This window comes from Streptomyces sp. NPDC016562, from assembly GCF_043076955.1.
In the GTDB taxonomy this organism is placed as follows: Bacteria; Actinomycetota; Actinomycetes; order Streptomycetales; family Streptomycetaceae; genus Streptomyces.
This window is the reverse complement of sequence record NZ_JBIBRZ010000002.1, coordinates 1,473,915-1,498,613: the sequence shown is the minus strand read 5'-3', so window position 1 is coordinate 1,498,613 and position 24,699 is coordinate 1,473,915. Positions and strand designations below refer to the sequence as shown.

The window sequence follows — 24,699 nt, the reverse complement described above, 5'->3', positions numbered from 1 at the left end:
CCCGCAGTGAAACCCGGCCCGCGGGGGCGGGGCCAGGGACGGTGCACCGGCCTTGGCGGGTTTTCGCCCCAGGCCGCCGACGAGGGGGACGCGGACTCCCGCCGGGTCGTGCTCGTACGTCGTGCGCGGGGGGCCGCCGCGGAGGCGGGGCGGGACAACGGCTGGAAACCGACGCTCGGTCCCGGGAATTACCGAACAGGATCCGGTATTCGGTCAGCAGGGCCGGAGGGCGAGGCAGCCATGGCTGAAACGATTCTCCGATCGCGCCTCAAGCCGCCCGGCCGACCGGCACGGTGGACTCGGCCGCAGAAGCGGAACCAGGGCCGGGTGCCGCGAGCGCCGGGGGACCCGTCTCGGCGGCCGGTGTCCGGGTCAGCAGCACGACCCCCCGCGCCGCCACGACGGCGCCGGCCCCCGCCAGCAGCACCCCGGTCAGACCGCCCTGGAGGCGTTCGCCGAGCAGGAGCATGCCGATGGCGGCCGCGGCAAGCGGATTGGCCAGGTTCACCACGGCGAGCGGCGCGCCCAGGCCGCCCCGGTAGGCCCGCTGCGACAGGAACAGCCCTCCCACCGCGAAGACCATGACGAGCAGGGCCACCGCGCCGACGCGGACGCTGAGCAGGGCGCCGCCGCGGCCCGCGGCCACGGCCACGGTCTGCGTCAGGGCGGAGGCGGCCGCCGAGGCCAGACCGGACGCCGTCGCATGCCGGAGCCCGGAGCGGGGGTCCTTGACCGCGGTCAGCAGCAGGATCACGGCGGCCGTCGCCCCGGAGACGGCCAGCGCCTCGGCCAGGGTGAGGGTGTCGTCGGGGGCCGGCCCGGAGGCCGGGAGCAGCAGCAGCCCGAGCCCGGCGACGGTGGCCAGGGTGCCGCGCCATTCGGTGGCCGCCACGCGGCGCCCGGCCCGTCGGGCCCCCAGGGGCACGGCGGCGACGAGGGTGAGCGCGCCGAACGGCTGGACGAGGGTGAGCGGCCCGTACCGCAGGGCGGCCGCGTGCAGCAGCGCCGCGGCCGCGTTCAGACCGGCCGACCACCACCACGCGCCGGAGCCCAGCAGGGCCCTGGCGCTGCGTGCGACGGCGGCCCGGGCGAGCCGCTCCTGGGCCACCGCGGCGGCCGCGTAGGCCACGGCCGAGGCGAGGCACAGCCCGATGGCGAGGGCGGTGTCGTTCATGGTCGGGCCCCTACGACCACGTCGGCGCCCTGCTGGCGCGGAAGGCTGGGTACGGCGGCGTCCGCATCGATGTCCGCTCCCGCCGGCGCCCCGGGCTCCGAGCCCGAGCCCGAGTCCACATCCGAGTCCGAGTCCGCCTCCAGGTCCTGCTCGCTCGTGCGCGGCCGCGGGACCAGGAGCAGGGCCACGCCCAGCAGGGCGGCGGCCACGAGCGCGTCGAACCAGTAGTGGTTGGCCGTGCCGACTATCACGAGCAGGGTCAGCAGCGGGTGCAGCAGCCACAGCGCGCGCCATCGGGAGCGGGAGGCGGCGATCATTCCGATCGCGAGCATCAGCGCCCAGCCGAAGTGCAGGGAGGGCATCGCGGCGAACTGGTTGGCCAGGGTGTCGGCGTCCGGTGCGGCCCGGTAGACCGTGGGCCCGTAGACCTGCCCGGTGTCGATGAGCCCGGTGTCGGCGAGCATCCGCGGGGGTGCGAGCGGGTAGGCGAGGTGCAGGACCAGGGCGGCTCCGGTCAGCACGGCGAGCACGCGGCGCGTCCACAGGTAGTGGCCGGGGCGGCGGAGGTAGAGCCAGATCAGGAAGGCGGCGGTGGCGGGGAAGTGGACACCCGCGTAGTAGGTGTTCGCGCTCTGCACGAGGACGTCCCCGTGGAGCAGCAGCCTCTGTATCGCACCCTCGCCGGGCAGGTGCAGGGCGCGCTCGGCGTCCCATATCCAGTCGGCGTTGCGGAAGGCCTCGCCCGTGCGGTCGGTCGAGAGCAGCCGGCCCGCCTTGTAGACGGTGAAGAAGCCCGCGACGAGCAGCAGCTCACGTATGAGACGACGGCGCGCGGCCCTCGGTCCGCCTGCCGGCCCGGCAGGTGTGGTGTGGGAGGTCATCCCCCGGTCTCTCTTCCTGTTTACGCGCACAGCGACACGCCAGTGTATCGATACATTGGCGTATCGATACGCTGCTGTACCGATACGGTTGCGTTCCCGTACACTTTTGAAGCGGAATCCACCGCCCCGCCTCCGAGGAGAGCCGCACACCCATGACGTCGACGCCGCCCCCCGCGCGCCGCTCCAAGATCACCCCGGAGCGGGAGCAGGAGTTCTACGACGCCGTCCTGGAGCAGCTGCGCGAACAGGGCTACGAGGCGCTGACCATGGAGGGCATCGCGGCGCGGGCCAGCTGCGGCAAGTCGACGCTGTACCGGCAGTGGCGGACCAAGCCCCAGCTCGTCGCCGCCGCCCTGCGCGCCGACCGCCGGGGCACCCTCACCGCGGTGGACACCGGGACCCTGGCGGGCGATCTGCGCGAGGCGGCCCGGATCGCGGCCGGCACCTCCGGACGGGACACCCGGCTGACCCAGGCCCTGGGGCACGCCGTGCTCAGCGACGAGGAACTCCAGGCCGCCCTGCGCGAGGCGCTGGTCGAGCCGGAGCTGGCCGCCTTCGACGTCATGGTGGGGCGGGCCGTGGCACGCGGCGAGATCGCCGCGGACCACCCGGCCGTCGAGTTCCTGCCGGCGCAGCTGATGGGCGTCCTGCGCATCCGGCCGCTCCTGGAGGGGCAGTACGCCGACGCCGCCTACCTGGTCAGGTTCGTCGACGCGGTGATCCTTCCCGCCCTGGGCCTCGCACCCGCCCACCCCACCCCCCGGCACCCTGTCGGCCAGACCCCCTGAACCGGCGGGTCACCGTCCCGATGACCGGACGGCGGCCCGCCCGCGCTGCCTCGTGGGGACGGCGGCAGCGCGCCACCCGGACCGGGCGGCGGCCACTGCGTCAAGACAGTGGCCGCCGTCCGGTCTGCGCGGCCCGGCGTCACCGACGACCCGGCCGACCGCCTTCGGGCGAGCGCCCTCGGCGACCGCCGTCAGTCGACCCCGCCCATGGTCCGGGCGAACTCCTCGGGATCGGCGTCGAATCCGCGCAACCGCAGGTCGAACGACCAGGCACCGGAGGAGCCTTCCCGGGAGAACTCCGCGACGGTGGCCGCGGTGGCGGTGGACACCGGCCCGAAGTCCCCCTGCGCGAGGTCCGTGTGGCCCTCGCGGATCCGGAACCCCGTCCCGCCGATGTCGGCGAAGGTCTTCGTGCCGTCCGCGCCCGCCCCCGCGTGCACGCCCGCGCCGACCTGCTGGATGACCACGCCGACCACCACGCGGCACGACTGCGGTGCCATCCGGTCCAGTTCGAGGGTCATCACCTCGTCGAAGCCGAAGCCCTGACCGGTGTGACTGTCCCGGTTCAGGGTGATGGTTCCGTCGGGTGACCGGCTGCCGAAGTGAACGAGCTGGAGGGGGGTCCCGTGCGGGTCCGCGGCGCCGTACACCGCCGCGACGACATCGAGGTCGTTCGCGGGCGTACCGGCCGGACTGGGGTCCCAGCGCAGCGCGACCTCCACTTTCGCCAGGCCCTTTCGTACACCAGTCACCGAACTCCCCCTTCGTGCGCCAGCAATTGACCGTTCATGATCCCACGCGGCCCCCGCCGCGCCCCGGACGACCGTACGTTCCCAGCCAGGCCTGCGCAGGAGCGCCACGGGAGGAAGGGGGCATACCGCGGGCCGCCCTCCCGGGCTACCAGTCGCCGTCCTGTACGGGTTTGCCCGGCCTCGGGGCGTTCCCGAGCGGCTTGACCTGCCCGGGGGCCGGCTCCTCCCACGGCGTGTGGTCGTCGCCGAGCCACTCCCCCACCGGCTTCACCCGGCCCAAGGTGTCGGCCGGTGCGAGATCGGCCGCCGACTCGTCGTAGTAGTCGAACCAGGGCAGCCCGGCCCGGGTGTAGGCGGCCCGGTCGATGGGCGAGGGCGGGGCGTCCTCCCCGGTGATACGGCGCCACGCGGGCGGGGGCACCAGGTGGACGAAGACCCGCGCGGCCGGTTCGGCGGCCCAGTCGGACAGCGGGCGGTCGTCCCGGTACACCTCCTGGTGCATCGAGCCGCCGACGCCCAGCCCCATCGCCGCGGCCGCGGGCGGGGCCGACTGCGGGCCCGCCGCGCCCCGCGTGACGCCCGAGGGCGCGGCGGGCGCGCTCGGCGCGGCCATCATCGGCGGGGGAACCGGGCCGCCGAAGCCTCCTTGGGCGGGCGCGGCCCCGTACACGGCGCCCCCGCCGGGGGCCCTGGGCGCCGCCGGCCGGGCCTGCTGCTCCCGCCGCCACTGCGCCAACGCCGGCGCCCCCAGCGGGAACGCCTGGAGCTGCACGCCGCCGGTGGTCTCCTCGCCGGTGACCTGCCCCTCGACGGTGGCTCCGAGCCCCAGCGGTACGGCGACGAACTGGCGCACCGTGCCGTCCCCCGAGTTGATGCCGTCCAGCCACGGCTGCCGGGGCAGCACCACGTAGTTCTGCGGACCGCGTCCCAGGGCGCCCGTCCAGCGCTCGCCGGAGACGGCGCACACCTTGCCGACGCCGACCTGGAGCGCGGCCGGCTCCCGGGTCCCGCCGAAGCTCAGCCACATCGCCTCGCGCAGGTACACGGGCAGCATCACGCCGCCCTTCGCCAGCCACTCCGGCGGCACCGTGTCCGGATAGTCCTCCACCCGCCTCAGCGGGAACTCCCCGAGCCCCGGCGGCAGCGCGTGCGTACCCGACTCGGGCAGCCGGAGTGTCCGGATGAACCGGATCTGCACCCCTTCACCCAGTAGCAGCGCATTCCCGTCCACCCGTACCGAACCTGTGCCCACGCCCGCCCCTTTTCTCCTGCCCCAGCCTTGATCCGCCACAGAATCTACGGCCGACCCAGATCGTTATGCTCAAGTTTTGCTCAAATCTAGTGACGCTGCGCCCACCCTCTTCCTAGCTTCCTCGTACACATGTCTCGACGTCCCCCGTGTTTCCGCGGTTCCACGCGCCCCGGCGATCCCGGTACGCGGCCCGCGTCCCCCCAGGAAAGAGTTGCAGAATGAAGGTTCCCCAGGCCGGTGCGGTCGCCGTAGTGATCGCCCTCGCCCTGACGGCCTCCGGGTGCGTTGGTGACGACAAGGACAAGGGGACCCTTTCCATCGGCATCAAGTTCGACCAGCCCGGCATCGGGATGCGCGAGAGCGACGGCACCTTCACCGGCTTCGACGTGGACGTCGCCACCTACGTGGCCAAGGAGCTCGGCTACAAGCCGGACCGCATCGAGTTCAAGCAGGTCTTCAGCAACGACCGCGAGCTGCTCCTCCAGTACAACGAGGTGAAGTTCGTCGTCGCGAGCTACTCGATCAACGAGAAGCGCAAGGAGAAGGTCGACTTCGCCGGTCCGTACTTCCTCGCGCACCAGGACGTGCTGACCCGCGCCGGCGACAGCTCCATCAACAAGCCCGAGGACCTCAACTCCAAGCAGCTGTGCTCGGTGACCGGGTCCACCTCGGCGGAGAACCTCAAGAAGAACCTCGCCCCCAAGGCGGCCACGCTGGAGCTCGGCGGTTACTCGGAGTGCGTCGTCGCCCTCCAGGACAACCTGGTCGACGCCATGACCACGGACAACGCCATCCTGGCCGGGTACGCCGCCCGCAAGGGCAACGAGGGCAAGTTCAAGCTGCTGGGCCAGAACCTGAGCAACGAGAACTACGGCATCGGCCTCAAGAAGGGCGACAAGGAACTCCAGGGCAAGATCAACGAGGCCCTGAAGAAGATGGTCGCGGACGGCTCCTGGGAAGCGGCCGTGAAGAAGAACTTCGGCTCGCACTACAAGAACGAGCCCGCCCCGCAGGTCACCACGGGCAGCTGACGATCGCCTCGACTCCGGCCGGCTCGCACCGGCCGGAGTCGAGGCGTGCCCTGACGACGTAGAGCCGGCCCCCGCACACCGTCGCGGGCGTCGGCTCGTCGGCGTGCGCTCCGGGAACCCTCAAGCGGATGGCGGCCTTCCTCTTCGCATTCTCCGCCGCGCGGTGTGCTCCCCGACACATGGATTTTACCTGTCCGGCACATGACAATGTGAGCCTCGCTCCACTGACACCCCGCCAATTCCCCAGGTGGGGACGGTGCGTATGGAGAGGTACCCCCACCCTGATGAAAATCTCGCGCCTGACTCCTTGGGCAGCCGGCCTCGCCGCCGTCGCCCTGTTCGCCGTACCGGCGGCCGCCTCCGCCGGCCAGCAGACGGCGGCGGCCTCGGGGGCCGCCGCGGCCGCCACCACCGTCGCGACCGTCACGACCGCCTCCACGGTGGACTCGTACTACGCCGCCGCCGAGGGCAAGACCGGGGCCGAGCTCAAGACGGCCCTGCACAACATCATCAAGACCCAGTCCAAGGTGTCCTACGACGGCGTGTGGAACGCCCTCAAGGTGACCGACCAGGACCCGGCGAACCCCAACAACGTCATCCTGGTCTACTCCGGCCGCTCCCAGTCCAAGTCCAGCAACGGCGGCGACCCCAACGACTGGAACCGCGAGCACGTCTGGGCCAAGAGCCACGGGGACTTCGGCACCTCCACCGGCCCGGGCACCGACCTGCACCACCTGCGGCCCGAGGACGTCACTGTCAACAGCACCCGGGGCAACAAGGACTTCGACCTGGGCGGCAGCCCCGTCAGCGAGGCCCCCGGCAGCCTGACCGACGCCGACTCCTTCGAGCCGCGCGACGCCGTGAAGGGTGACGTGGCGCGGATGCTGCTCTACATGGCCGTCCGCTACGAGGGCGACGACGGCTTCGCGGACCTGGAGATGAACGACCGGGTCAACAACGGTTCCGCGCCGCTCTTCGGCCGGCTCAGCCTGCTCAAGCAGTGGAACCAGATGGACCCGCCGGACGCCTTCGAGCAGCGCCGCAACCAGGTCATATTCGACACGTACCAGCACAACCGCAACCCGTTCATCGACCACCCGGAGTGGGTCAACTCCATCTGGTAGACGTGCCCGCCCGCTACGGACGGGTAGCGGGCCCCGTCAGAGCCGGCCGGCGAGAGCCTGGAAGCCGGACCAGGACAGCGCGGGCGTACGGGAGTCCCACACCTTCTGGGACAGCGCCGCCAGCGGCAGCCGGATGCCCTGCGCCACCTGCACCTGGGTCTGGGCGCCGGACAGGTCGCACCAGACGGCGAGGCGCGCGCCCAGGATCTGCTTCCCGTACGCCGCCGGGACGGGCGTGGTGCCGCGCAGGACCAGAGGGGTCCACTGCTCGTAGATGCGCCGGCCCGTCGGATAGGTGAACTGGTTCGGCTCGCCGAGCACGTAGTACAGGTACTCGTCATTGAGGTTCACCAGCTTGCGGCCCTCGCGCAGGTACTCCAGCGGCGGACGGGCGCCGATCTCCTTGCCCGTCCAGTACTCGACCTGGAGGTCCTTGGCCGCGCTCGCCACCCCGCCGGTGAAGAAACCGTCGTTCCACGCCTTGAGCGCCTTGCCCGACGGACGGATCACGGCGGCGCGGTCGTCGAGCCAGCCGGTCGCCAGGTCCTGGACGCGCCCCGAGGGGCCGTACCGCTGCTGCGCCGCCCGCGCGAGCTGCGGGAAGGAGGCCTGCGGGTCGCGGACGACCAGCGCCTGGTACTCGTCGGCGCCCAGGTGCCAGGCCCCGCCGGGGAACAACGGCAGGTACTCGCGCAGCAGTTCGTCGATGAGCCGGGCGGACGCCGGGTTCGCTATGTCCACCGCGCCCTGCACCGCCCGGCCTTGTACGTCGCGCAGTTGCAGGTCGGGGTGGGCGCGCAGCACCGCTCCGAGGTGTCCGGGCGAGTCGATCTCCGGGACCACGGTGATGTGCAGCCGGGCGGCGAGCGTGGTGATGGCACGCACCTGCGCCTTGGTGAGGTGCGGGGTGGAGACGCTCTCCGGATGGCTGTCGGACTGGATCCGGAAGGCCTGGTCGTCGGAGAAGTGCAGGCCGAGCTGGTTCAGTTTCATGTCCGCCATCTCGCGCAGCCGGTCCTCGATCCAGTCGGGGGTGAAGTGCTTGCGCGCGATGTCGAGGTTGAGGCCCCGCTGCGGCTTGGCCGGGCCGTCGCGCACGGTGCCCTCGGGGGCCGAACCGCCGCTGCGCACGGCCTGCTTGAGCGTGCGGGTGCCGTAGAAGACCCCGGCCTGGTCGGGGCCGTCTATCCGCACCCGGCCGTCCTTGACCGTGAGGGTGTAGGACTCGGGCGGACCGGAGCCCGCGGCGCCCAGGGACAGTTCGACGTCGCCGGGGCGCGGGGCGGCCGACTCGCCGTATCCGATGGCCAGTTCACCGGCGAGCAGCTTGGCCTCGTCGGACAGCGCGGCCGCGTCGCCCTGCGCGACGACCACCCGGGCGCCGGGCGCCGGCTTCCACCCGGGTCCGCGGGCCGGCACGTGCTCCCGTACGGCGGGGATGGTGCGCGGAGCGGTGGACAGCGGGTAGGACGGCGTGGGGGCGGGCGTGGGGGAAGGGGCGGCCCCGGCCGGGTCGGTCCCCGTCACAGTGCTGCGGGCAGGGGTGGGGGTGGAGGTGCCCGGGGACTCGGGGCCGCGGGCCTGGTCGGAGGCCGCCGTGCAGGCGGGGACGGCGAGGGTGACCAGCGCGGCGACCGTGGTCGTCGCGATGACGTGGACTCTCCTGTGCTGCCTGGGATCGCGTCGCATCATGCACCCTTTCCCCCCGTACCAACGTGGCACGGGGGGCACGGGCGCGCGACCCGGGACCGGTGCTCCCCGCGAGGACCCGGCTACTGGTGCGGCGTCGACGCCGACGGTGAGGAGGTCGTGGCGCTCCCCGGCCCGCCGGGCGGACCCGCCGACGGCGGCACGGACGACGACGGCGTCACCGGACGCGACGGCTTCGAGGAGGCCGTCGGGGACGGGGGCCCCGACCTGGAGGGGGACGAGGACACTTCCGGGGTTCCCGGGGTGTCCGCGCCCGGCGTGGGCCGCGGCGGAGCGGCGGAAGGCGTGGCGTCCGGGGAGGGGGTGGGAGCCGTGATCCTCGGCGGAGTGGCCGGCGGTAGGGGCCCGTTCTGCGGCTCCGGGGCGAGCAGCAGATAGCCGACTCCGGCGGCGGCAGCCGCCGCCAGGGCCGCCAGCGGCAGTGCGAACCGCCGGAGCCGCGTCACGGGCAGCCGCCGCACCGGCGGCCGCGGCGGATCCGCGGGGCGCAGCTGACGGATGTCGATGCCGTCCGCGCGGGCGTCGAGGGCCTGCCGCAGCCGGCGCTCGACGGGGCGCTCGGCCGTGCGCCCGGCGAGGCGTTCGCCGTCACGCGTCATATCCGTCCCTCCAGAATCCGTTCCAGCGCGTCCAGGGCGCGGCTCGCGTTGGACTTCACCGCGCCCCGGCTGATCCCCAGGGTGGTCGCTATCTCCGCCTCGCTGAGGTCGGCCCAGTACCGCAGCACCAGGACCTGGCGCCGGCGCGGCGTCAGCCGGCCGAGCGCGGCGAGCACCTCGCGGTGGGCTTCGTCCAGAACGACGTGGTCCTCCGCGGACGGTACGTCGGCCTGCGTCGGCGGGGTCCAGGCCCGTACGGTGCGCCTGCGGCGCAGCACGGAGCGCGAGGTGTTGACGACGGCGGTGCGCAGGTAGCCGAGGGCGTTGTCGACCTCGGTGATGTGCTCGCCGTGGCGGCGGTACAGGGCGGTGAAGGCGTCCTGGACCACGTCCTCGGCCGTGGCAAGGTCGTCGACGAGCAGCACCGCCAGCCGGACCATCCGCAGCCGGTGCGCGTGGTAGAGCTCGGTGACGGTGGGCGGCGGCGGCTCGCCGTGGCCGGTGGGGTCATAGGCGTACGGGGACCCGTACGACGTCGGCGTCCGGTACGAGGAGCCGTGCGGCCGCGGGAGGAGCGGCGAGGGGCCCGGCGGGGCGGACCGGTCCCGGCGCAGCAACGACCGCAGGCCCCGCCACGCCCGGCCGAAGCCGGGCGTGAGGGGGCCGATGGGTGGCGCGAGGTGGAGCACTGGGTTCCTCAGCTGTTGGTGCGGCGCCGCACGGTGTACAGGGCTGCGGCGCCGGCGAGGACCAGGCCGGTGGCCCCCGCTCCCAGGGCCATGGTGGTCGCGGAGGAGCCAGTATGCGCGAGCTCGGGCGCTTCGCCGGGGCCGGAGGGGGCGGTGGACGGGGTCGCGGAGGTGGCGGGGGAGGGCGCCGCCGCCGACTGGCTGCCGGATCCCGGGGCCGGGGACACGCTGGGGAGGGCGGCCTGCGGCGGGAGGCTCACGGACGGGGAGGGCGCGGAGCTCCCCGGGGCGCCGGCCGACGGGGACGCGGGGACGCTGACCGAGGGGGAGGGCGCGGCCGGGCTGCCGTCCGCGGCCCAGGCCGGGCCGGTGGCGGCCAGGGCCGCCCCCGCGGCGGTGGCGGTGACGGCCGCGCGGCGAACGGCCAGGGGGACACGGTTGAGGTTCTTCACGGTGGTTCTCCACGGTCGGGTCGAGGGCGCGGGACCACGCCCTTCACCCCCGCACGACGCGCGACCCCCCGGGAGGTTGCCGCCGTTCGCGAAAAACTTTCCGTCCGGTGGCGGGCAGCCCGTTCAGGGCCGTTCCGAGGAGGGCGACGCCCTCCTCGATCTCACCGGCCGCGCCCGCCGCGTAGCCGAGGATCAGGCCGGGAGGGCCCGGCCGCAGGCGGTGCCAGGACAGCGGATGGGTCTTGACCCCCAGGGCCAGGGCGGCCGAGGCCAGGGCCGTGTCGTCGAAGCCGGCGCCGTCGAAGGTGACCATCAGGTGCAGTCCGGCGGCCGCCCCGTGCACCCGGGCTCCCGGCAGCCGTTCGGCGACGGCGCGGAGCATGGCGTCGCGGCGGCGCCGGTGGCGACGCCGGACGAAGCGCAGGTGCCGCTCCAGCTCGCCGGAGTCCATCAGCCGGGCGAGGACCAGCTGGGCGAGGACCGGATTGCCGAGGTCGGCGTAGCGCTTGGCGGTGATCACGCGCTCGCGCAGCCGCGGCGGGACCAGCAGCCAGCCGAGCCGCAGGGCGGGGGCGAGGAGCTTGGACACGCTCCCGGCGTAGCAGACGCCCTCGGGCAGCAGGGCGCGCAGCGCGGGGACGGGGGCCCGGTCGTAGCGGTGCTCGGCGTCGTAGTCGTCCTCGATGACCAGTCCCCCGTCGCCCGCCCAGCCGAGCAGGTCACGGCGGCGCTCACCGTCGAGCACGACCCCGGTGGGGAACTGGTGCGCCGGCGTGAGCAGCACGGCGCCGGCCCCACTCGCCCGCAGCTCCGCCACGTCCAGCCCGGCCCCGTCCACCCGTACGGGAACGGTCTCCAGCCGCCCGTACTCCAGCTGCTGCCGGGCCCCGAGCGAGCCGGGGTCCTCCACCGCCACCCGGTGGACGCCCTCCTCGCGCAGGACCTGCGCCAGCAGCCCCAGGGCCTGGGCCACGCCCGCGACGATCACCACCTCGTCGGGGTCGGCGCGGATGCCCCGGTTGCGGGCCAGCCAGCCGACGACCGCCTCCCGCAGCGCGGGCGTGCCCTGCGGGTCGCCGTAGCCGAAGTCCGCCGCGGTGAGCGCGGCGAGGACCCGGCGTTCGGCCTGGAGCCAGGCCGTGCGCGGGAAGGCGGTGAGGTCGGGCACCCCGGGCGAGAGGTCGATCCGGCAGGGCTCGGCGCGCAGGGCGTCCACGAGGCCTCCGCGCGCGGGGGCGGGCAGAGGAGCGGGCGTGGGGGCGTTGGTGGGCGCGGCCGCCGGGGGCGGCGCGGCGACGACGACGGTGCCGCCGCGGCCCCGGCCGCTGACCTGGCCGGTCTCCGCCAGCCGCTGGTAGGCCTCGGTGACGAGACCGCGGGAGACGCCCAGTTCGGCGGCGAGGACGCGGCTGGCCGGAAGCCGGCTGCCGACGGGAAGCCGGCCGTCGGTGATCGCGTCGCGCAGCCGCGCGGCCAGCCAGTCGGTGCGTCCGCCGGCCGGGGCCACGCCGATGTCGAGCTGGAGGAAGTCCGAGCCCCCTGGGTCAGGGGACCCCTCGGTGGTTTTGGACCCCTCGACGCCGTCTTCTTTGGACCTGCTCATGGGACCATTGTGGTCCCAGGCTGAGGGTATGAAGACAACCACCACCGCCTTGCGGGACCTGGCGCCCGGTATCGCCGGGATGGCACTGGTCGGCAGCAGCGTCACCGTGTCCCGGTCCCTCGTCGACGCCCCCCTGTTCGCCGTGCAGGCCGTCCGGTACGCGGCCGCGGCGCTGCTCCTGCTCGCCCTGGCGCGGGCCGCGCGGGTCCCGGTACTGCGGCCGCGCGGACGGGAGTGGCTGTGGCTGGCCGGGATCGCGGCGACCGGGCTGGTGCTGTTCAACGTGGCCGTCGTCCGCGGGGTCGCGCATGCCGAACCGGCCGTGATCGCGGTCGCGGTGGCCTCGGTACCGATCCTGCTGGGGCTGATCGGCCCGTTCCTGGAGGGGCGCCGGCCCAGCCGTCAGGTCATGCTGGCGGCTCCGGTCGTGGTGGCCGGGGCGGTGCTGGTCGAGGGGACGGGCCGGACGGACGCGGCGGGCGTGGGATGGGCGGTGCTCGCGCTGGGCTGCGAGGCCGGGTTCACGCTCCTGGCCGTGCCGGTGCTACGGCGGCACGGCGCGTGGGGGGTGTCGGTGCACGCGGTGTGGCTGGGGGCGCTGATGCTGGCGGTGCTCACGGTGGTCTTCGAGCGTCCCGCCGAGCTCCGGTCGCTCGACGGCACGCAGTGGGCGGCGGCCGGGTACCTCGCCGTCATGGTGACGGCCGTGGCCTTCCTCCTGTGGTACCGCACGGTGGCGAAGGTGGGCTCGGGCCGGGCGGGCCTGCTGACGGGCATCGCGCCGCTGGCAGCGGCCGCCGCGGGGGTCCTCACGGGCGGCGGGGTCCCGGGGCCGGCGGTGTGGCTGGGCCTGGCGGTGGTCATCGCGGGGCTGGCGGTGGGTCTGCGTCCGGGGCGGGACTCCGCAGCCGCGGCGCCGCGGCCGACACCCGCCCCCGCGCCCCGTACCGACCGCCGGGCGGCCGCCTCGTCCTGAGACCGCCCGGCCTCGTGGATCGGCTCCTCGCCCGGCCTCGTGGATCAGATCGGATCAGGTCGGATCAGGTGGAGGCCGGGACCAGGACCACGGCCGTCCCGTACGCGCACACCTCGGTCCCCACGCCGGCGGCTTCGGTGACGTCGAAGCGCATCATCAGCACGGCGTTGGCGCCGCGCGCCTTCGCCTGGTCGATGAGCCGGTCCATGGCCTGGTTGCGGGTCTCCACCAAGGTCTTGGTGAGGCCCCTGAGTTCGCCGCCGACCATCGACTTGAGGCCCGCCCCGATCTGACTGCCCAGGTGGCGGGAGCGGACGGTCAGACCGAAGACCTCCCCGATGACCTGCTCGACCCGGTGGCCGGGGACGTCGTTGGTCGTCACGACGAGGACGCCCGTCTGGTGCGCGCCGGGGCCGCCGCCGAAGTCTTCGATTCCCATGGCCCCCACTGTGGCCCGGCGCGCCGTCGGCCGCATCCGGGGATCAGGGCATGCGTGCGGCGAAGCCGAACTCGTGGGCCACCACCACGGCTTGGGCGCGGCTGGACAGCGCGAGCTTGCTCATGCAGCGGTGGACGTGCGTCTTGACGGTGGCGGCGCTCAGGACGAGCCGCCCGGCGATCTCGGCGTTGGACAGCCCGGCGCCGACCAGGGCGAGCACCTGGCGTTCGCGCGGCGTCAGGGTGTCCAGGCCGGGGTGCGGGGCGCGGACCGGGACCCGGGCGGCGTAGGTGTCGACGAGTCCGCGCAGGGCCCTGGGGCTGAACAGCATCTCGCCGGCGTGCACGGTGGCGATGGCGGCGAGCAGCCGCTCGGGTGGAGTGTCCTTGACGAGGAAGCCGCTGGCGCCGACCCGGAGCGCGCCCAGGACGTGCTCGTCGGAGTCGAAGGTGGTCAGGACGAGCACCTTGGGCCCGCCGTCCGCGGGGTCCCGCCGTCCGGCGAGGATCCGCTCGGTGGCGGCGATGCCGTCCGTCCCGGGCATCCGGATGTCCATGAGGATGACGTCGGGCCGGGTCTCGGCGGCGAGCCGGACGGCCTCCTCGCCGTCGGCGGCCTCGCCGACCACCTCGAAGCCGGGTGCGGCGGTCAGCAGGGCGGTCAGTCCGGACCGGATCAGGAACTGGTCGTCGACGACGAGTACGGACGGCATCCGCGTCATCCCCTCCCGGTCGCGGCGCGCAACGCCTCCGGCCGGCCTGCCGGCCGCCCCCCTGGAGCGGGTTCGGCGCCCCGCGCGCCGTGGTGGATCATTGCCCGCTGTGTGGCCAAGTGCACGTCAACCCCCTTGTTGTACCCCCCTGGTTGTATAGGGCCGCCCCCCAAAGGGGTAGGCGGATCTCAACCCGTGGATGGGCGCGTCCGCGCGCCGTGGGCCCGTAGATTCTGCTGCGCCGGTCCAGCGTCCGGCATCGGCCCTGTCCCCCCGGGGCCCCGCTGCGCGGCCGTGCCCGTTCGGGGGCGGGCACGGCCGACGCGTCCCGAGCCACCGCGCCCCGACTGGACAGATTGCTCATATCGGGCTAATGGGCGGTGAGTCAGCGGGGTGGAGGAGTCCTCCCTCGTCATAGTTCGTCCGTGGCGGCCACCTGGTCGCCACCCCGGGCCCGGCGATGCGGCCGGGCGGATGTCTTCGCAGAGGAGCCGGCACATGCTGAAGCCCACCAGGACCGTCCTCGCCCTCGCCACCGGAAGCCTGGTTCTCGGGCTGGTCGCAGCGGGCGCCGCCGGCGCTGACGAGGGACCCGGTCAGGAGCTGCCGCCGCGGGAGATCGTCGTCGGCGCACAGCCCTGGCCCTCGGAGCCCGGCGCGTACCCCGAGGACCGCTACGCCCTCGGCAGGGTCGTCTCCAAGGGCCCGCTGAAGGTCCGCAGCAAGCCGACCACCCACTCGCAGAGCCTGGGCTACGTGTCCCCGCGCAGCCGGGTCGAGATCGCGTGCAAGAAGTACGGCGAGAACGTCGGCGGGAACCGCGTCTGGTACCGCCTGGCCGAGCGCAACGGCGCCGGGGAGAACGGCTCCGGACGGACGGACCGCGCGGCGTCGTACGAGAAGGAGCGCTGGGTCTCCGCCCGCTACGTCAAGAACCTCTCCGAGGTGCGGTACTGCCGCTGACCCGGGGGCCGGTGCACAGGCGCCGGCCCACCGGCGCCCCTCCCCCGGGCTCAGTCCACCGGGCGTACGGCACGCGGACCCACGCACCGCGCACCGTACGCCCGGACCCGTGTCCGCAGTTCCCGGTCGGCCGTGACCACGACGCAGTCGCGCCCGGCGTAGGCGGCGGCCAGCTCCACGATGCGGTCGTCCCCGCTCCCGGGCGCCGCGTCCACCCGTACCCCGGGGACGGACTCGACGCCCCGGGCGGCGCCTTCGACGACGAGGATGATCTCCTCCTCCCCGAAGGCACCGCTCCGCTCGGCCAGCCGGTCGCGCAGCCGCTCGGCGGCGCCCCGCCGGTCCCGCCACCAGCCGTCCGGCACCGAGCCGACGACGTTCGCCGCATCGACGATCAGCACGCTCGCCACGGGGACTAGGCGGGGTGTGCTGTTGCTGCGCAACGTCTCGGGTGAGCCCTGAGAGCGCGGCTCGGTCGGTCTTGCTCGTCGTCTCCGGGCTGACCGAGGTACGCGCTGACCACTTGGTCCAGCTCGCCATAGCGGCGGTCGAACTCGATGGGCTTCATGGACATCGGGGACGGCCTCCACAGGCAGATCGGGACGGTGGGGTGCACGAAACCGTCGGGCGCGCCGGGCTCGCGCCGGACTCGATACGGGTGATGACCTACTGGGTAGCCCATTGGGCGGTTTCCCGGTCGGGGTATGTGGCGGTGCGCGTCAGCATGGATTCCCAGTTCGGTGGATCTGATCAGGTGGGGTCGAAGTACCAGATCATCGCGACTTCGGCGTCGTTGACGGCAATCAGACCGGCATCCCAGCCGTAGCGGCTGAACGGATCCGTCAGGCGGACGGGCTGCTCGTAGAAGTCCGGGTTCTCGGTCTTCCACCCCACATTGGAGTAGAAGCGCGTGCCGTGGGGGAAGCGCGAGAGGATCAGACGTGCTCGGCGTTCCATTTCGGGCCGATCACGGTCGAAATCCGCCGCCTTGGCCACCTCCAGGCCGGGAATACCGAGCAGGACGACCAGCGACTGGACCGAGCTCCGGGGAAGCTCGGTCACTCGCTGCCGGAAGCGGACCACGTCTTCGGGTGTAGTCGGGGCCTCGGCGAAGGGGAACAGCGGATCGTCCCGTTGTTCGTCCTCGTCCTCGTCCTCGTCCTCGTCCGGATCGAGCGATCGCCATCCGCGTGGGTCGGACGTCTGACCGCGCATGATCGCGGCGGCGTCGAGCCACCACTCCTCGTGCTCCCGGCGGACGACGGATACGGAGGTATAGCTGTACTGGTAGAGCTCGAGCGCGTCTGCCCACGCCTCCGCGGTGAGTTCAGTCATTGGCGGTTTCCCGGTCGGGTAGGTGGCGGTTGGGGTGAGCAATGCTTCCCCCGTCAGGGCGGGAGGTCAGAAGGATTCGAAAGTCCAGATTAGAGCGACTTCGGTGTCGTTGATCGCGATCAGGCCTGCGTCCCAACGGCTTCGGCTGAACGGACTGGTCCCATTGACCGGCTGTTCGTAGAAGTTCGGATGCTCGCCCTTCCAATCGACGTTGGAGTAGAAGCAAGTGTCATCGGGGAAGCGCGAAAGCAGCAGCCGGGCACGGCGCTCCATTTCCGGCCGGCGATCCTCGAAGTCACGGGTTTTCGACACATTCATGCCGACGACTGCGAGCAGGACCATGAGTGATCGGACCGAGGAGCGGGGGAGTTCTTCGACGGAAGAATTGAAGCGTTCCATGTCCGCTGTACTGGTGGGGGGCTCGATCCAGGCGAACGTCTCGACCTCCCGGTCGGCGTCCTCCTCGTACGGATCGAGTGAAGCCCACCCTCGTGGATCCGCGGTCTCACCGCGCATGACCGCCGCGACGTCGAACCACCACTCCACGCGGTCACGTGGGGCCACAGCTGTGAATGCCCAGCGGTCCTCGTACAGTGCGAGTCCGTCTGCCCAGGCGTCCGCCGTGAGATCGTCCATGGTTCACTCCCCTATTCAGGCATCGACGTGAGGACGACGAAGGGCGGGTTGAGGTTGGGATCGTACTTGAGGCGAGTGCTCACCCCATGGGCGTCATGGACAGGTCCGGCCTGGGACGGTTGTACTGGGTGTATGTCTGCGCCGATTCGAAATCGGGGAAACTGGACGTCGATATGAGCTGGAGCTTGCCCGATCCCTTGGCTTCGTCCCGGTGCCTTTGCAGCAGCTGTTCGTCACCCGCATCGTCCGCCTCACGGTGGACGACATCATCGACGACGGGGCCACCGTCGCCGTCCGGCTGGGAGACCCGCCGTGCCCCTTGTCGGAGCCCGTCGCCTCCCTGATACGGGCCTACATGCCGCCCGCACATGCCCTACGCCAGCAGCAGAGCTCGCAGTGGCTCTTCCCCGGCCGTCATCCTGGACAGCCCATGAACCCGGTCAGCCTTCAAGTCCACCTGTGTGAGATCGGCGTCTCACCTCAGCGCGGAAGGATCTCCGCAATCCGTCAGCTCGTCCTCCAAGCCCAGGCTCCCGTCATCGCGAAAGCGCTCGGTCACGACAAGACAGCCACCCGCCCGGTCACCGAAGCTGGCGGAACCCGGAGCCGGTATGCCCCGGGTGACCACAGGCGCTGACCGGCCACCCGCGCCTTGATCCTCAGAACAGAAGGAAGGTTCAATCGCCGCATGGCTGAGAGTGACATTGAGCTGGGAGTCGTGACGGCGCCGTCGGGAGTCCTCGTGTTGGGGATGGCATCGTGGATCGACTACTGGCCCCAGTTGGGCCGACCGCTGTCCGCGCGCGCAAGTGCCGCGGCATCCATCGGCGGCGGACACGTACACGACTGGATGTGTGAGATGGCCTCGGTTCGCGCTGCCAATGACAGGCCGTTGATGGTGCGGGCCCGCACGGCAACGTCGCCCTTCGACGGGGGACCAACCATCGCAGTCCTTGAAATCGATCTCGGTATGCCATGGGCCGGCACCGCAGCAGACAAACCGATCATCCTTGGCGACCTACCGGTCGACCGTTGCGGCATGGTGCTCGGCGACGCGCTTGCCCTGGACTCCTGGACGGGAGATGACCACCCGTCAACCGACGGCCTTGCCGATGTCGCCTACTGGGGAGCCTACGCGGAGACCGCCCATCGTCAGTTCGGCGGAGACCCGATCTTGCGACACGGCAGTCAAGTGCGAGGGTGGCTCGATCTCCCGCTCGATGACGCCAAGAAACTCGGCGAAGCCCTCACCAACTGGGAAGGCGACGAACAGGGCCGGGGCGTCATGGTTGCAGTCGATGAGCACACCGACTTCCACCGCTTCAACCGCGCGAGTTGGACCCACCCACTGCGGATCGGCGCCATCACGGTCGCTGACTGCCCCGTCCTGGGGATCAACTGGGACAGCGGCGACCACTCGATGAGACATCGCGGCGAACGAACCTTCGGACAGGTCTATCCCGTGACTCTTCAGCCTGGCCCCACGGGCCAGACGACGATGCGCTGGACGATCCCGCCCTACGCGCCCACCGCCGACCACTGACCCATCCCTCGGCGTCCTTGAGGTCGATCACCCCAAAATCTCCTGCCGAAGATCCGGCATGCACCGGGCCGAACTCCTTCACTGGGGTGGTGGTCTGTTCGGCCAGCTTCCCTTCCGGAGCGGTCAGCACGACACAACTGCCATGCTCGAACAGCACCCACGACGTGCGGGAGCCGGCTAGAAATGGCGGCTACGGCGAATACGCGACTCCTGAACATGCGGGCCTACCAGTCCCATGGCCGAGACCGGTCAAGGTCCGATGAGACAGGACCACAGGGCCGAAGGTCCGAATGGGGCCTTTTGGGATGTCGGAGGGCCCGACCCCGGCTCCCGGGGCTCTTCCGGCGTGACACGCGACAGCGTGACACCCCGCCGTGGCAGCCCCCGCCCTCCATCACGCTCCGCTTCCATCGTGACCGGCATGGCCGCACGCCCGGTCGTGGGGGAACACTGGCCTGATGGGGCGGGCGTCCGGGGTGAGGCGAAGGGCGTACCGCGATGGCCACCACACCGACACCCGCACCGGCCATCGCCGTGGGCGGCACCGGCCTGCTGTGCGTCACCCTCCTGCATCTACGTGCACGGCGGCTTCGCCGTGCACTTCTTCCCCCGCCACCTGGTCGACACCCTGCCGCCAGATCACCCCCTCGAACTGTTCCCGCAGCCGTTCGGGGTACGGGCCGTACCTGCCGATCGGCAGGTACGGCTCGATGAACTTCCACTCAGCATCCGTGAGTTGCCTACGCGTCACGACCCATGTCCTACCGGGCTCCACCCCCCGCAGAAGGCAGCACCCGGCAACTGATCACGACATCACACAGGCCCTAGAAGTCCCCGTAGTTGACCTGCCAGGTGGGCAGGCCCATCCGGCGCCAGACCGCGACCACCCGGTCCCGGTCGTCGAGCGAGACCCGGACCGCGTACCGGTGGCGTACGTGCGCGTCGAACAGCTCCGCCTTCACCACGTCGTCGCGGCGCGTGTCGCCGGCCGCGCGCATCCACAGTTCGTCGTACGGCACCCCGTGGCGCGCCAGCCAGGACTCGGTCTGCGGCCGGTGCTCCTCGCTGCGTCCCGACAGCAGCACGATCGTGTCGCCGTCGGCGCGCCGGAAGGCGTCCAGCGCGTGCCGGACCGGCTCGTTGAGCAGGTCCAGCTCGCAGCGCGAGAAGTCGTACGGCCCCCGGTCGCCCGTCAGCGCGAGCGTGCCGTCGATGTCGCACATGACCGCGGCGGGCAGCGCCGGATCGGGGACGTACGGCGTCACCGGTGGCACCGCGGCCGCGGCAGACCCGCCGTTCATCCACTCCGACGTCAGCCGCCAGCCGCCCTTGCGGGCCTTCTGGTGCTTCTCGGCCAGTACCCGGATGATCTCCTCGCCGACCTGGCGCTCGCGGGCGGCGTCCCGGCGCAGGCACTCCTCCAGCGGGACGTCGGTGAAGTCGTGGACGACGAAGGTCGCGAGACCGCCGACCGCCGCCTTGAGGCGCTTGGGGATGTTCTTGGTCAGGTGGGTGTTGTCGACGACCACGTCGAAGCCGCCGTCGACCGCCGCGCGCACCGCCGCGTCCTGGACCGCCAGGACCGTCTGCTCGTGGGCGAAGCTGCGGCCCCGCTCCGGGTCCGGCAGGTCGAGCATGCTGCGCAGGTCGTCGAGGTTGACGCGGCGCATCCGGCCGCCGGACCGGGCCTGGAGGGCGCGGGCCGCCGTCGTCTTGCCGGAGGCCGGCAGACCCGTCATGACGTGCACGACGGGCAGCGCGGGCTCCGGCGTGCCGGGCTCCGCCGTGGGGGCGGCGGCCGGAGCGGGAACCCGTGGGGCGACCACGGGCGCCGAACGCCGCACCGGCGCGGAGGGGGCAGCGGGCGGGCGGGCGGGCCGGTGCGCGGCTGCGGGCACCGCGTCGTTCTCCTCGTCGCTGGCGTAAGGGTCGGCCGTCTCCGGCCGTACCTGGCGCCAGGTGGTCAGTGCGGTCGGCTTGCCGTCGAGCCGCATGAACATCGCGGGTCGCACGCCTCGGTCGTCCAGCTCCTTGACCGCGCGGGCGAAGGCCCCGCGGTCGCCGGCCAGGTGCGCCAGGCCCGCGTAGGCCTCGTCGATGGCACGCTCGTGCCGCTCGGCCTCGTCCTCCAGACGCGCGATCACCTCGCGCACCCACAGGTCGAACTCGTCGGGCACCTGCTCCAGGAGCGCGTCGAGCGGCTTGCCGCCCGCCGCTTCGACCTCGGCGAGCGTGCAGTTGAGGGCCTGCGCGAGCTGCTTGGCGGGCATTCCGGCGAACCGCTGGACGCCGTGGGCGCGCCAGACGTCCCGCTCGGTGACCCCGGTCAGCACCTTGTGGAGCCGCACGTACTCGGACAGCTTGGCCTTGGCGCGGACGCCGGAGGCGAACCGCAGGACGAAGCCCTCCGCCTGGGTGCCGGTCGTGGCCGCGCCGCCGGGCAGGGTGTTGGACTCGGTGAGCGCCATCAGCTCGTCGAGGGGCATGGCGGGCCATACGGTGACGACGGAGCCGATCCCGTCCCAGTGCGCGGCGGCCTCGGCGAGCGGGACCTCCGTGCCGTCCGCGCCGAAGGCGGCGAGGAGGACGAGGTCGCGGCGGTCGCCGTAGTCGACGACGATGCGGTTCTGCGGGTACAGGATCTCGGCGAGGTAGGTGGTGCCCGGGCGCAGGCCCGCGGTGTCCCGGCCGTCGAGCCGGCGCTGTGCCCAGGTCGCCTGGCCGCTGGTGAAGGAGCCCTTGGAGGCGACCCGCCAGCGGCCCGCGTAGTGGAAGACGACCGCGAGGCTGCCGTCGACCTTGTCGTACACCTCGAACGGCTCGTCGGGCAGGGCCGGGGCGTACGGCTGGCCCGACGTGTGCTCGCCGACGTTGAAGAACTTCGGCAGCGGCAGGGCGACGATCGCGCCGGTGCTGTCGTCGGCGACGAGGCCGCGGCAGCGCGTGGTGACCTCGTTCCAGACGCGCTCGTACTGGGCCGTCCGCGTGTAGGTGTAGATGGACAGCGGCAGTTCGGGGTGTGACTTGCGGGTCACGTACCCTGCGTCGATCGAGTCCGCCAGCGCCTGTGCGGGCACCAGGTCATGCAGAGTCAGGGTCTCCTGGCTCATGGGTTCCTCCCGGTTCGAGATGGCTCATTCTCACGTGCGGGAGGGGGTGCCCGGTACTCAATTACGCCTGGTCCCGGCGCCGCCCAGGCGGTTGATGTCCGCGGGCCGCAGGATGTGGCCGGGGACCTCGGTGCCGGGGGTGGCGACCGCGATCATGGCCCGGCCGAAGGCCTCGGAGGTGATGACGAGGTTCGGCGCGATGCGCCGCAGCAGCGGGACCAGCGGTCCGGTGAGCGCGTAGAGCGCGCGGTAGAGCCGGGTCTTGGAGGGCACGCCGGGCACCGGCTGGACGATGCCTGGCCGGAACATGTAGGCCCGGAAGGGCAGTTCCATCAGGTCGTTCTCGGTCTGTCCCTTGACCCGGGCCCACATGACGCGGCCCCGTCCGGTGCTGTCCGTGCCCTCCCCCGAGACGTAGACGAAGGTCATGCCGGGGTTGGCGGCGGCCAGGGGACGGGCCACGGCGAGCGTCAGGTCGTGGGTGACGCGCCGGTACGCGTCCTCCGTCATGCCGACGGAGGAGACGCCCAGGCAGAAGAAGCAGGCGTCGTACGCGGCCGGGTCGACGCCCGCGGCGCCCAGGTCGGAGGGGTCGTCCTGGACGCGCTCGCGCAGCTTGGGGTGGCTGACGCCGAGCGGGCTGCGCCCGACGGCCAGGACGCTTTCGACGGAGTCGTCGCGCAGGCAGGCGCGCAGGACGGCCCGGCCCAGCATGCCGGTCGCGCCGAAGAGGATGACGTTCACGTCAGGAAGGGTAGGGGCCTCAGGGTGTGATGCAGAGCTCGTTGCCCTCGGGGTCGGCGAGTGTCGTCCACGTGAAGGGACCCTGACGGCCTTCGTGCAGGTGCGTGGCGCCCTTGGCGACGAGTCGTTCGACCACGCTCTGCGGGTCGTCGGGGCCGGTGCGGACGTCGAGGTGCACGCGGTTCTTGACGGTCTTCGCCTCCGGGACGAGCTGGAAGAGGATGCGGGGCGCGTGTTCGAGGCCCTGCGGGTGGCGGATCCCGGCGCCGGCCTTCCAGACGAGGGTGCCGCGGTGGGTGGTGGTGTCGTCCTCAGTCGCCCGACCGGCCTCGATCATGCTGCGGATGAACTGCTCGTCGCTCGGCTCCACCTCCCAGCCGAGGGCGTCGGCCCACCAGTCGGCGAGGGCGTGCGGTGCGTTCGAGTCGATGGTCACCTGGAACGTGTATGCCATGGCGGGACCCTACTGGGCCCGTGAGGCGGGAGGCGAGCAGCGCGGTGAAGGTCAGCAGCCAGGCGCCCACGGCGATCCAGAGCAGGACCTCCCCCAGCGGGCGCAGCCAGGCGATGCCCGCCGGGTCCGCCACGGAGAGGCAGGCGGTGGCCGTCATGCCGAGGGGGAAGACGGTGGCCCAGCGCCGGACGTCGTAGCGGGGACGGGGGTGGCGCACCTCCGCGGCGAGCAGGACCGCGTACCAGACGAGGGAGGTCGCGAGCGCCGCGAGCGTGACGGTCCGCAGGGCCGTGTGCGCGCCGCCGGTCCATACGGGGGACGCCGTGAGCCTGGATCCGGCCAGGGCGGAGATGGACAGCGCCCCGCCGGCCACCCAGTGGTCGCCCCGGCCCCCCGCCACCTCGCGCAGGTCGAAGTGCGGGAGAGCCACCGCGTAGAGCAGCAGGCCGAGGCAGAAGGCGGCCAGCGCCGCCCCGGCCAGCCAGTCGTCGCGGTCGCCGGCGAGGACGGCCGCGAGCACGGCGAGCCCCTGGGTGGCCACGCAGGCGAGGAACGCCGCCCCCGGCATGCGCCGCCGCCGGTGCCGTACGACGGTGAACAGCAGGCCGGGCCAGAGCGCGGCGGCCAGCGCAAGCAGGCCGGCGGCGGCGCTCCGCCAGCCGAGGGCGGCGAGCCGGGTCCCGATGACGGTGGTCGCGGCCACGGCCGTCAGCGCGGCCGGGGTGTCGGCCTCGGCGCGCAGGCGCCCGCGGTCGCCGAGCAGCCTGGCGGTGAGGTCGGCGGCCAGGACGAGCCACAGCGCGGCGGCGACGGCGAGGGCGGCCAGCGACAGCACCTCGTGCCCGGTCAGGTGCAGGCCGACGGAGAGGATGGCGGCGGCCATGACGGCGGCTCCCGCCGCGGGCGGCGGCCCGGCCCACCGGCGGCGGCGGCCGGGGAGAATGCTCACCCCTCCAGCGGACCGCACGGCTGCGCGGGCCGCCAGCGGACGGGACCGGCCCTGCCGTGACGACAGGGGCCTAACCTGAGTGCCATGGAGGAACTGGGCGGGGTGGAGGTCGTCGGCTTCGCGGACGCGGCGGCGTTCGAGGGCTGGCTCGCCGAGCACCACACGCGCCGTGAAGGCGTGTGGATCAAGGTGGCCAAGAAGAAGTCGGGCATCGGCAGCGTCACCGATGACGAGCTGGTCGACATCGGGCTGTGCTACGGCTGGATCTCCGGGCAGCGGCGCTCGCTCGACGAGCGGTACTACCTGCAGAAGTACGTGCCCCGGCGGCCGGGCAGCCTGTGGTCGCGCGTGAACGTGGACAAGGTCGCGGCGCTGACGGCCGCCGGCCGGATGCGCGAGCCCGGGCTGGCCGAGGTGCGCAGGGCGCAGGCGGACGGGCGGTGGGAGCGCGCCTACGCGTCGCAGCGGACGGCGGAGGTGCCGCCCGATCTGGCGGCGGCGCTGGAAGCCGACCCCGGGGCCGCCGCGGCCTTCGAGGCGCTCGACAGGACCGGCCGCTACCAGCTGCTGCTGCCGCTGCTCCAGGCGCCGACTGCCCGGACCAGGCAGGCGCGGCTCGACCGGGCGCTGCGGCTGCTGGTGACCGGTCCGGGCCCGGGCACGGGCGCCGGTACGGGGTCAGGCTCGGGCTTGGGCTTGGGCTCGGGCTGGGGCTCGGGCTGAGGGAAAGCCGTCAGGCCCGACCCCCTCGGGGGGAGCCGGGCCTGACGGGAAGAGGAGGTG

Annotated in this window: 25 protein-coding genes and 1 pseudogene; 7 read left to right on the top strand and 19 right to left on the bottom strand. The window is 72.8% G+C overall.

Annotated features, from left to right (window positions below):
* Positions 1-268 precede the first annotated feature (268 nt).
* Positions 269-1,174 (bottom strand): hypothetical protein, encoded by a 906-nt coding sequence (locus ACF059_RS14470; RefSeq protein ID WP_392056164.1) that lies wholly within the window; start codon positions 1,172-1,174, stop codon positions 269-271.
* The gene (locus ACF059_RS14465; RefSeq protein WP_392056161.1) at positions 1,171-2,055 is read right to left on the bottom strand and encodes a phosphatase PAP2 family protein; all 885 of its coding nucleotides are present in this window, start codon (positions 2,053-2,055) and stop codon (positions 1,171-1,173) included. Before ACF059_RS14465 ends, ACF059_RS14470 begins: the two co-directional genes overlap by 4 nt.
* Before the next feature lie 152 nt (positions 2,056-2,207).
* Here ACF059_RS14465 and ACF059_RS14460 point away from each other — a divergent pair, with 152 nt between their 5' ends.
* Complete coding sequence (locus ACF059_RS14460) at positions 2,208-2,843, top strand: TetR/AcrR family transcriptional regulator (RefSeq protein ID WP_392056158.1); 636 nt, start codon at positions 2,208-2,210, stop codon at positions 2,841-2,843.
* 191 nt (positions 2,844-3,034) lie between these two features.
* Here ACF059_RS14460 and ACF059_RS14455 read toward each other — a convergent pair whose 3' ends face one another.
* Both ACF059_RS14455 and ACF059_RS14450 read right to left on the bottom strand, forming a co-directional pair.
* Positions 3,035-3,595, bottom strand: a complete 561-nt coding sequence (locus ACF059_RS14455; RefSeq protein WP_392056155.1) for a TerD family protein — start codon at positions 3,593-3,595, stop codon at positions 3,035-3,037.
* 145 nt (positions 3,596-3,740) lie between these two features.
* Positions 3,741-4,847 carry a hypothetical protein gene (locus ACF059_RS14450; protein WP_392056152.1) on the bottom strand — a complete coding sequence of 369 codons (1,107 nt, stop codon included), beginning with the start codon at positions 4,845-4,847 and terminating at the stop codon, positions 3,741-3,743.
* 218 nt (positions 4,848-5,065) lie between these two features.
* On the opposite strand from ACF059_RS14450, the gene ACF059_RS14445 reads away from it, so the two are divergent.
* Both ACF059_RS14445 and ACF059_RS14440 read left to right on the top strand, forming a co-directional pair.
* Complete coding sequence (locus tag ACF059_RS14445) at positions 5,066-5,878, top strand: glutamate ABC transporter substrate-binding protein (RefSeq protein WP_366864724.1); 813 nt, start codon at positions 5,066-5,068, stop codon at positions 5,876-5,878.
* Positions 5,879-6,162: 284 nt separating this feature from the next.
* Positions 6,163-7,002 carry an endonuclease I family protein gene (locus tag ACF059_RS14440; RefSeq protein ID WP_392056150.1) on the top strand — a complete coding sequence of 280 codons (840 nt, stop codon included), beginning with the start codon at positions 6,163-6,165 and terminating at the stop codon, positions 7,000-7,002.
* 36 nt (positions 7,003-7,038) lie between these two features.
* On the opposite strand, the gene ACF059_RS14435 is transcribed toward ACF059_RS14440, so the two are convergent.
* The 5 genes from ACF059_RS14435 to ACF059_RS14415 all read right to left on the bottom strand — a co-directional run bounded on the left by ACF059_RS14435 (position 7,039) and on the right by ACF059_RS14415 (position 12,055).
* The gene (locus ACF059_RS14435) at positions 7,039-8,694 is read right to left on the bottom strand and encodes a glycoside hydrolase family 20 protein (protein WP_392056147.1); all 1,656 of its coding nucleotides are present in this window, start codon (positions 8,692-8,694) and stop codon (positions 7,039-7,041) included.
* Positions 8,695-8,774: 80 nt separating this feature from the next.
* The gene (locus ACF059_RS14430) at positions 8,775-9,311 is read right to left on the bottom strand and encodes a hypothetical protein (protein ID WP_392056144.1); all 537 of its coding nucleotides are present in this window, start codon (positions 9,309-9,311) and stop codon (positions 8,775-8,777) included.
* On the bottom strand, positions 9,308-10,000 hold the full coding sequence (locus ACF059_RS14425; RefSeq protein WP_392056141.1) for an RNA polymerase sigma factor: 693 nt from the start codon (positions 9,998-10,000) through the stop codon (positions 9,308-9,310). Before ACF059_RS14425 ends, ACF059_RS14430 begins: the two co-directional genes overlap by 4 nt.
* 8 nt (positions 10,001-10,008) lie before the next feature.
* Positions 10,009-10,452: an LPXTG cell wall anchor domain-containing protein gene (locus tag ACF059_RS14420; protein WP_392056138.1), complete on the bottom strand. Its 444-nt coding sequence runs from the start codon at positions 10,450-10,452 to the stop codon at positions 10,009-10,011.
* Positions 10,453-10,495: 43 nt separating this feature from the next.
* Positions 10,496-12,055, bottom strand: a complete 1,560-nt coding sequence (locus ACF059_RS14415) for a PLP-dependent aminotransferase family protein (protein WP_392056135.1) — start codon at positions 12,053-12,055, stop codon at positions 10,496-10,498.
* A gap of 28 nt (positions 12,056-12,083) precedes the next feature.
* On the opposite strand from ACF059_RS14415, the gene ACF059_RS14410 reads away from it, so the two are divergent.
* A complete protein-coding gene (locus tag ACF059_RS14410; protein WP_392056132.1) occupies positions 12,084-13,031 on the top strand; it encodes a DMT family transporter in 948 nt (315 codons plus the stop codon).
* Between the two features lie 64 nt (positions 13,032-13,095).
* Here the strand turns inward: ACF059_RS14410 and ACF059_RS14405 are convergent, their stop codons facing one another.
* Both ACF059_RS14405 and ACF059_RS14400 read right to left on the bottom strand, forming a co-directional pair.
* Positions 13,096-13,470 (bottom strand): YbjQ family protein, encoded by a 375-nt coding sequence (locus ACF059_RS14405; protein WP_392056129.1) that lies wholly within the window; start codon positions 13,468-13,470, stop codon positions 13,096-13,098.
* A 43-nt stretch (positions 13,471-13,513) separates the two neighbouring features.
* The gene (locus tag ACF059_RS14400) at positions 13,514-14,182 is read right to left on the bottom strand and encodes a response regulator transcription factor (RefSeq protein ID WP_366864712.1); all 669 of its coding nucleotides are present in this window, start codon (positions 14,180-14,182) and stop codon (positions 13,514-13,516) included.
* A 498-nt stretch (positions 14,183-14,680) separates the two neighbouring features.
* Here ACF059_RS14400 and ACF059_RS14395 point away from each other — a divergent pair, with 498 nt between their 5' ends.
* Entirely contained in the window at positions 14,681-15,145 is a 465-nt protein-coding gene (locus ACF059_RS14395) for a hypothetical protein (RefSeq protein ID WP_392056126.1), read from the top strand.
* Between the two features lie 50 nt (positions 15,146-15,195).
* Here the strand turns inward: ACF059_RS14395 and ACF059_RS14390 are convergent, their stop codons facing one another.
* From ACF059_RS14390 to ACF059_RS14380, 3 genes are all read right to left on the bottom strand, one after another.
* Positions 15,196-15,555, bottom strand: a complete 360-nt coding sequence (locus tag ACF059_RS14390) for an NTP pyrophosphohydrolase (protein WP_392056123.1) — start codon at positions 15,553-15,555, stop codon at positions 15,196-15,198.
* A 340-nt stretch (positions 15,556-15,895) separates the two neighbouring features.
* Positions 15,896-16,480: a hypothetical protein gene (locus ACF059_RS14385; RefSeq protein ID WP_392056120.1), complete on the bottom strand. Its 585-nt coding sequence runs from the start codon at positions 16,478-16,480 to the stop codon at positions 15,896-15,898.
* A 66-nt stretch (positions 16,481-16,546) separates the two neighbouring features.
* Positions 16,547-17,116: a hypothetical protein gene (locus tag ACF059_RS14380; RefSeq protein ID WP_392056118.1), complete on the bottom strand. Its 570-nt coding sequence runs from the start codon at positions 17,114-17,116 to the stop codon at positions 16,547-16,549.
* A 688-nt stretch (positions 17,117-17,804) separates the two neighbouring features.
* Here ACF059_RS14380 and ACF059_RS14375 point away from each other — a divergent pair.
* Complete coding sequence (locus tag ACF059_RS14375; protein ID WP_392056115.1) at positions 17,805-18,659, top strand: hypothetical protein; 855 nt, start codon at positions 17,805-17,807, stop codon at positions 18,657-18,659.
* A 631-nt stretch (positions 18,660-19,290) separates the two neighbouring features.
* Here ACF059_RS14375 and ACF059_RS14370 read toward each other — a convergent pair.
* The 5 genes and pseudogenes from ACF059_RS14370 to ACF059_RS14350 all read right to left on the bottom strand — a co-directional run.
* Positions 19,291-19,410: pseudogene (locus ACF059_RS14370) on the bottom strand (transposase); the annotation flags it as partial.
* Between the two features lie 73 nt (positions 19,411-19,483).
* Positions 19,484-21,769 carry an AAA family ATPase gene (locus tag ACF059_RS14365; protein WP_392056112.1) on the bottom strand — a complete coding sequence of 762 codons (2,286 nt, stop codon included), beginning with the start codon at positions 21,767-21,769 and terminating at the stop codon, positions 19,484-19,486.
* Positions 21,770-21,826: 57 nt separating this feature from the next.
* A complete protein-coding gene (locus ACF059_RS14360; RefSeq protein WP_392056109.1) occupies positions 21,827-22,513 on the bottom strand; it encodes an epimerase in 687 nt (228 codons plus the stop codon).
* 19 nt (positions 22,514-22,532) lie between these two features.
* Complete coding sequence (locus ACF059_RS14355) at positions 22,533-22,943, bottom strand: VOC family protein (RefSeq protein ID WP_392056711.1); 411 nt, start codon at positions 22,941-22,943, stop codon at positions 22,533-22,535.
* A complete protein-coding gene (locus ACF059_RS14350; RefSeq protein WP_392056106.1) occupies positions 22,825-23,916 on the bottom strand; it encodes a tellurite resistance/C4-dicarboxylate transporter family protein in 1,092 nt (363 codons plus the stop codon). Before ACF059_RS14350 ends, ACF059_RS14355 begins: the two co-directional genes overlap by 119 nt.
* Before the next feature lie 84 nt (positions 23,917-24,000).
* Between ACF059_RS14350 and ACF059_RS14345 the strand changes: the two genes are divergently transcribed.
* Positions 24,001-24,639: a YdeI family protein gene (locus tag ACF059_RS14345; protein ID WP_392056103.1), complete on the top strand. Its 639-nt coding sequence runs from the start codon at positions 24,001-24,003 to the stop codon at positions 24,637-24,639.
* Positions 24,640-24,699 lie beyond the last annotated feature (60 nt).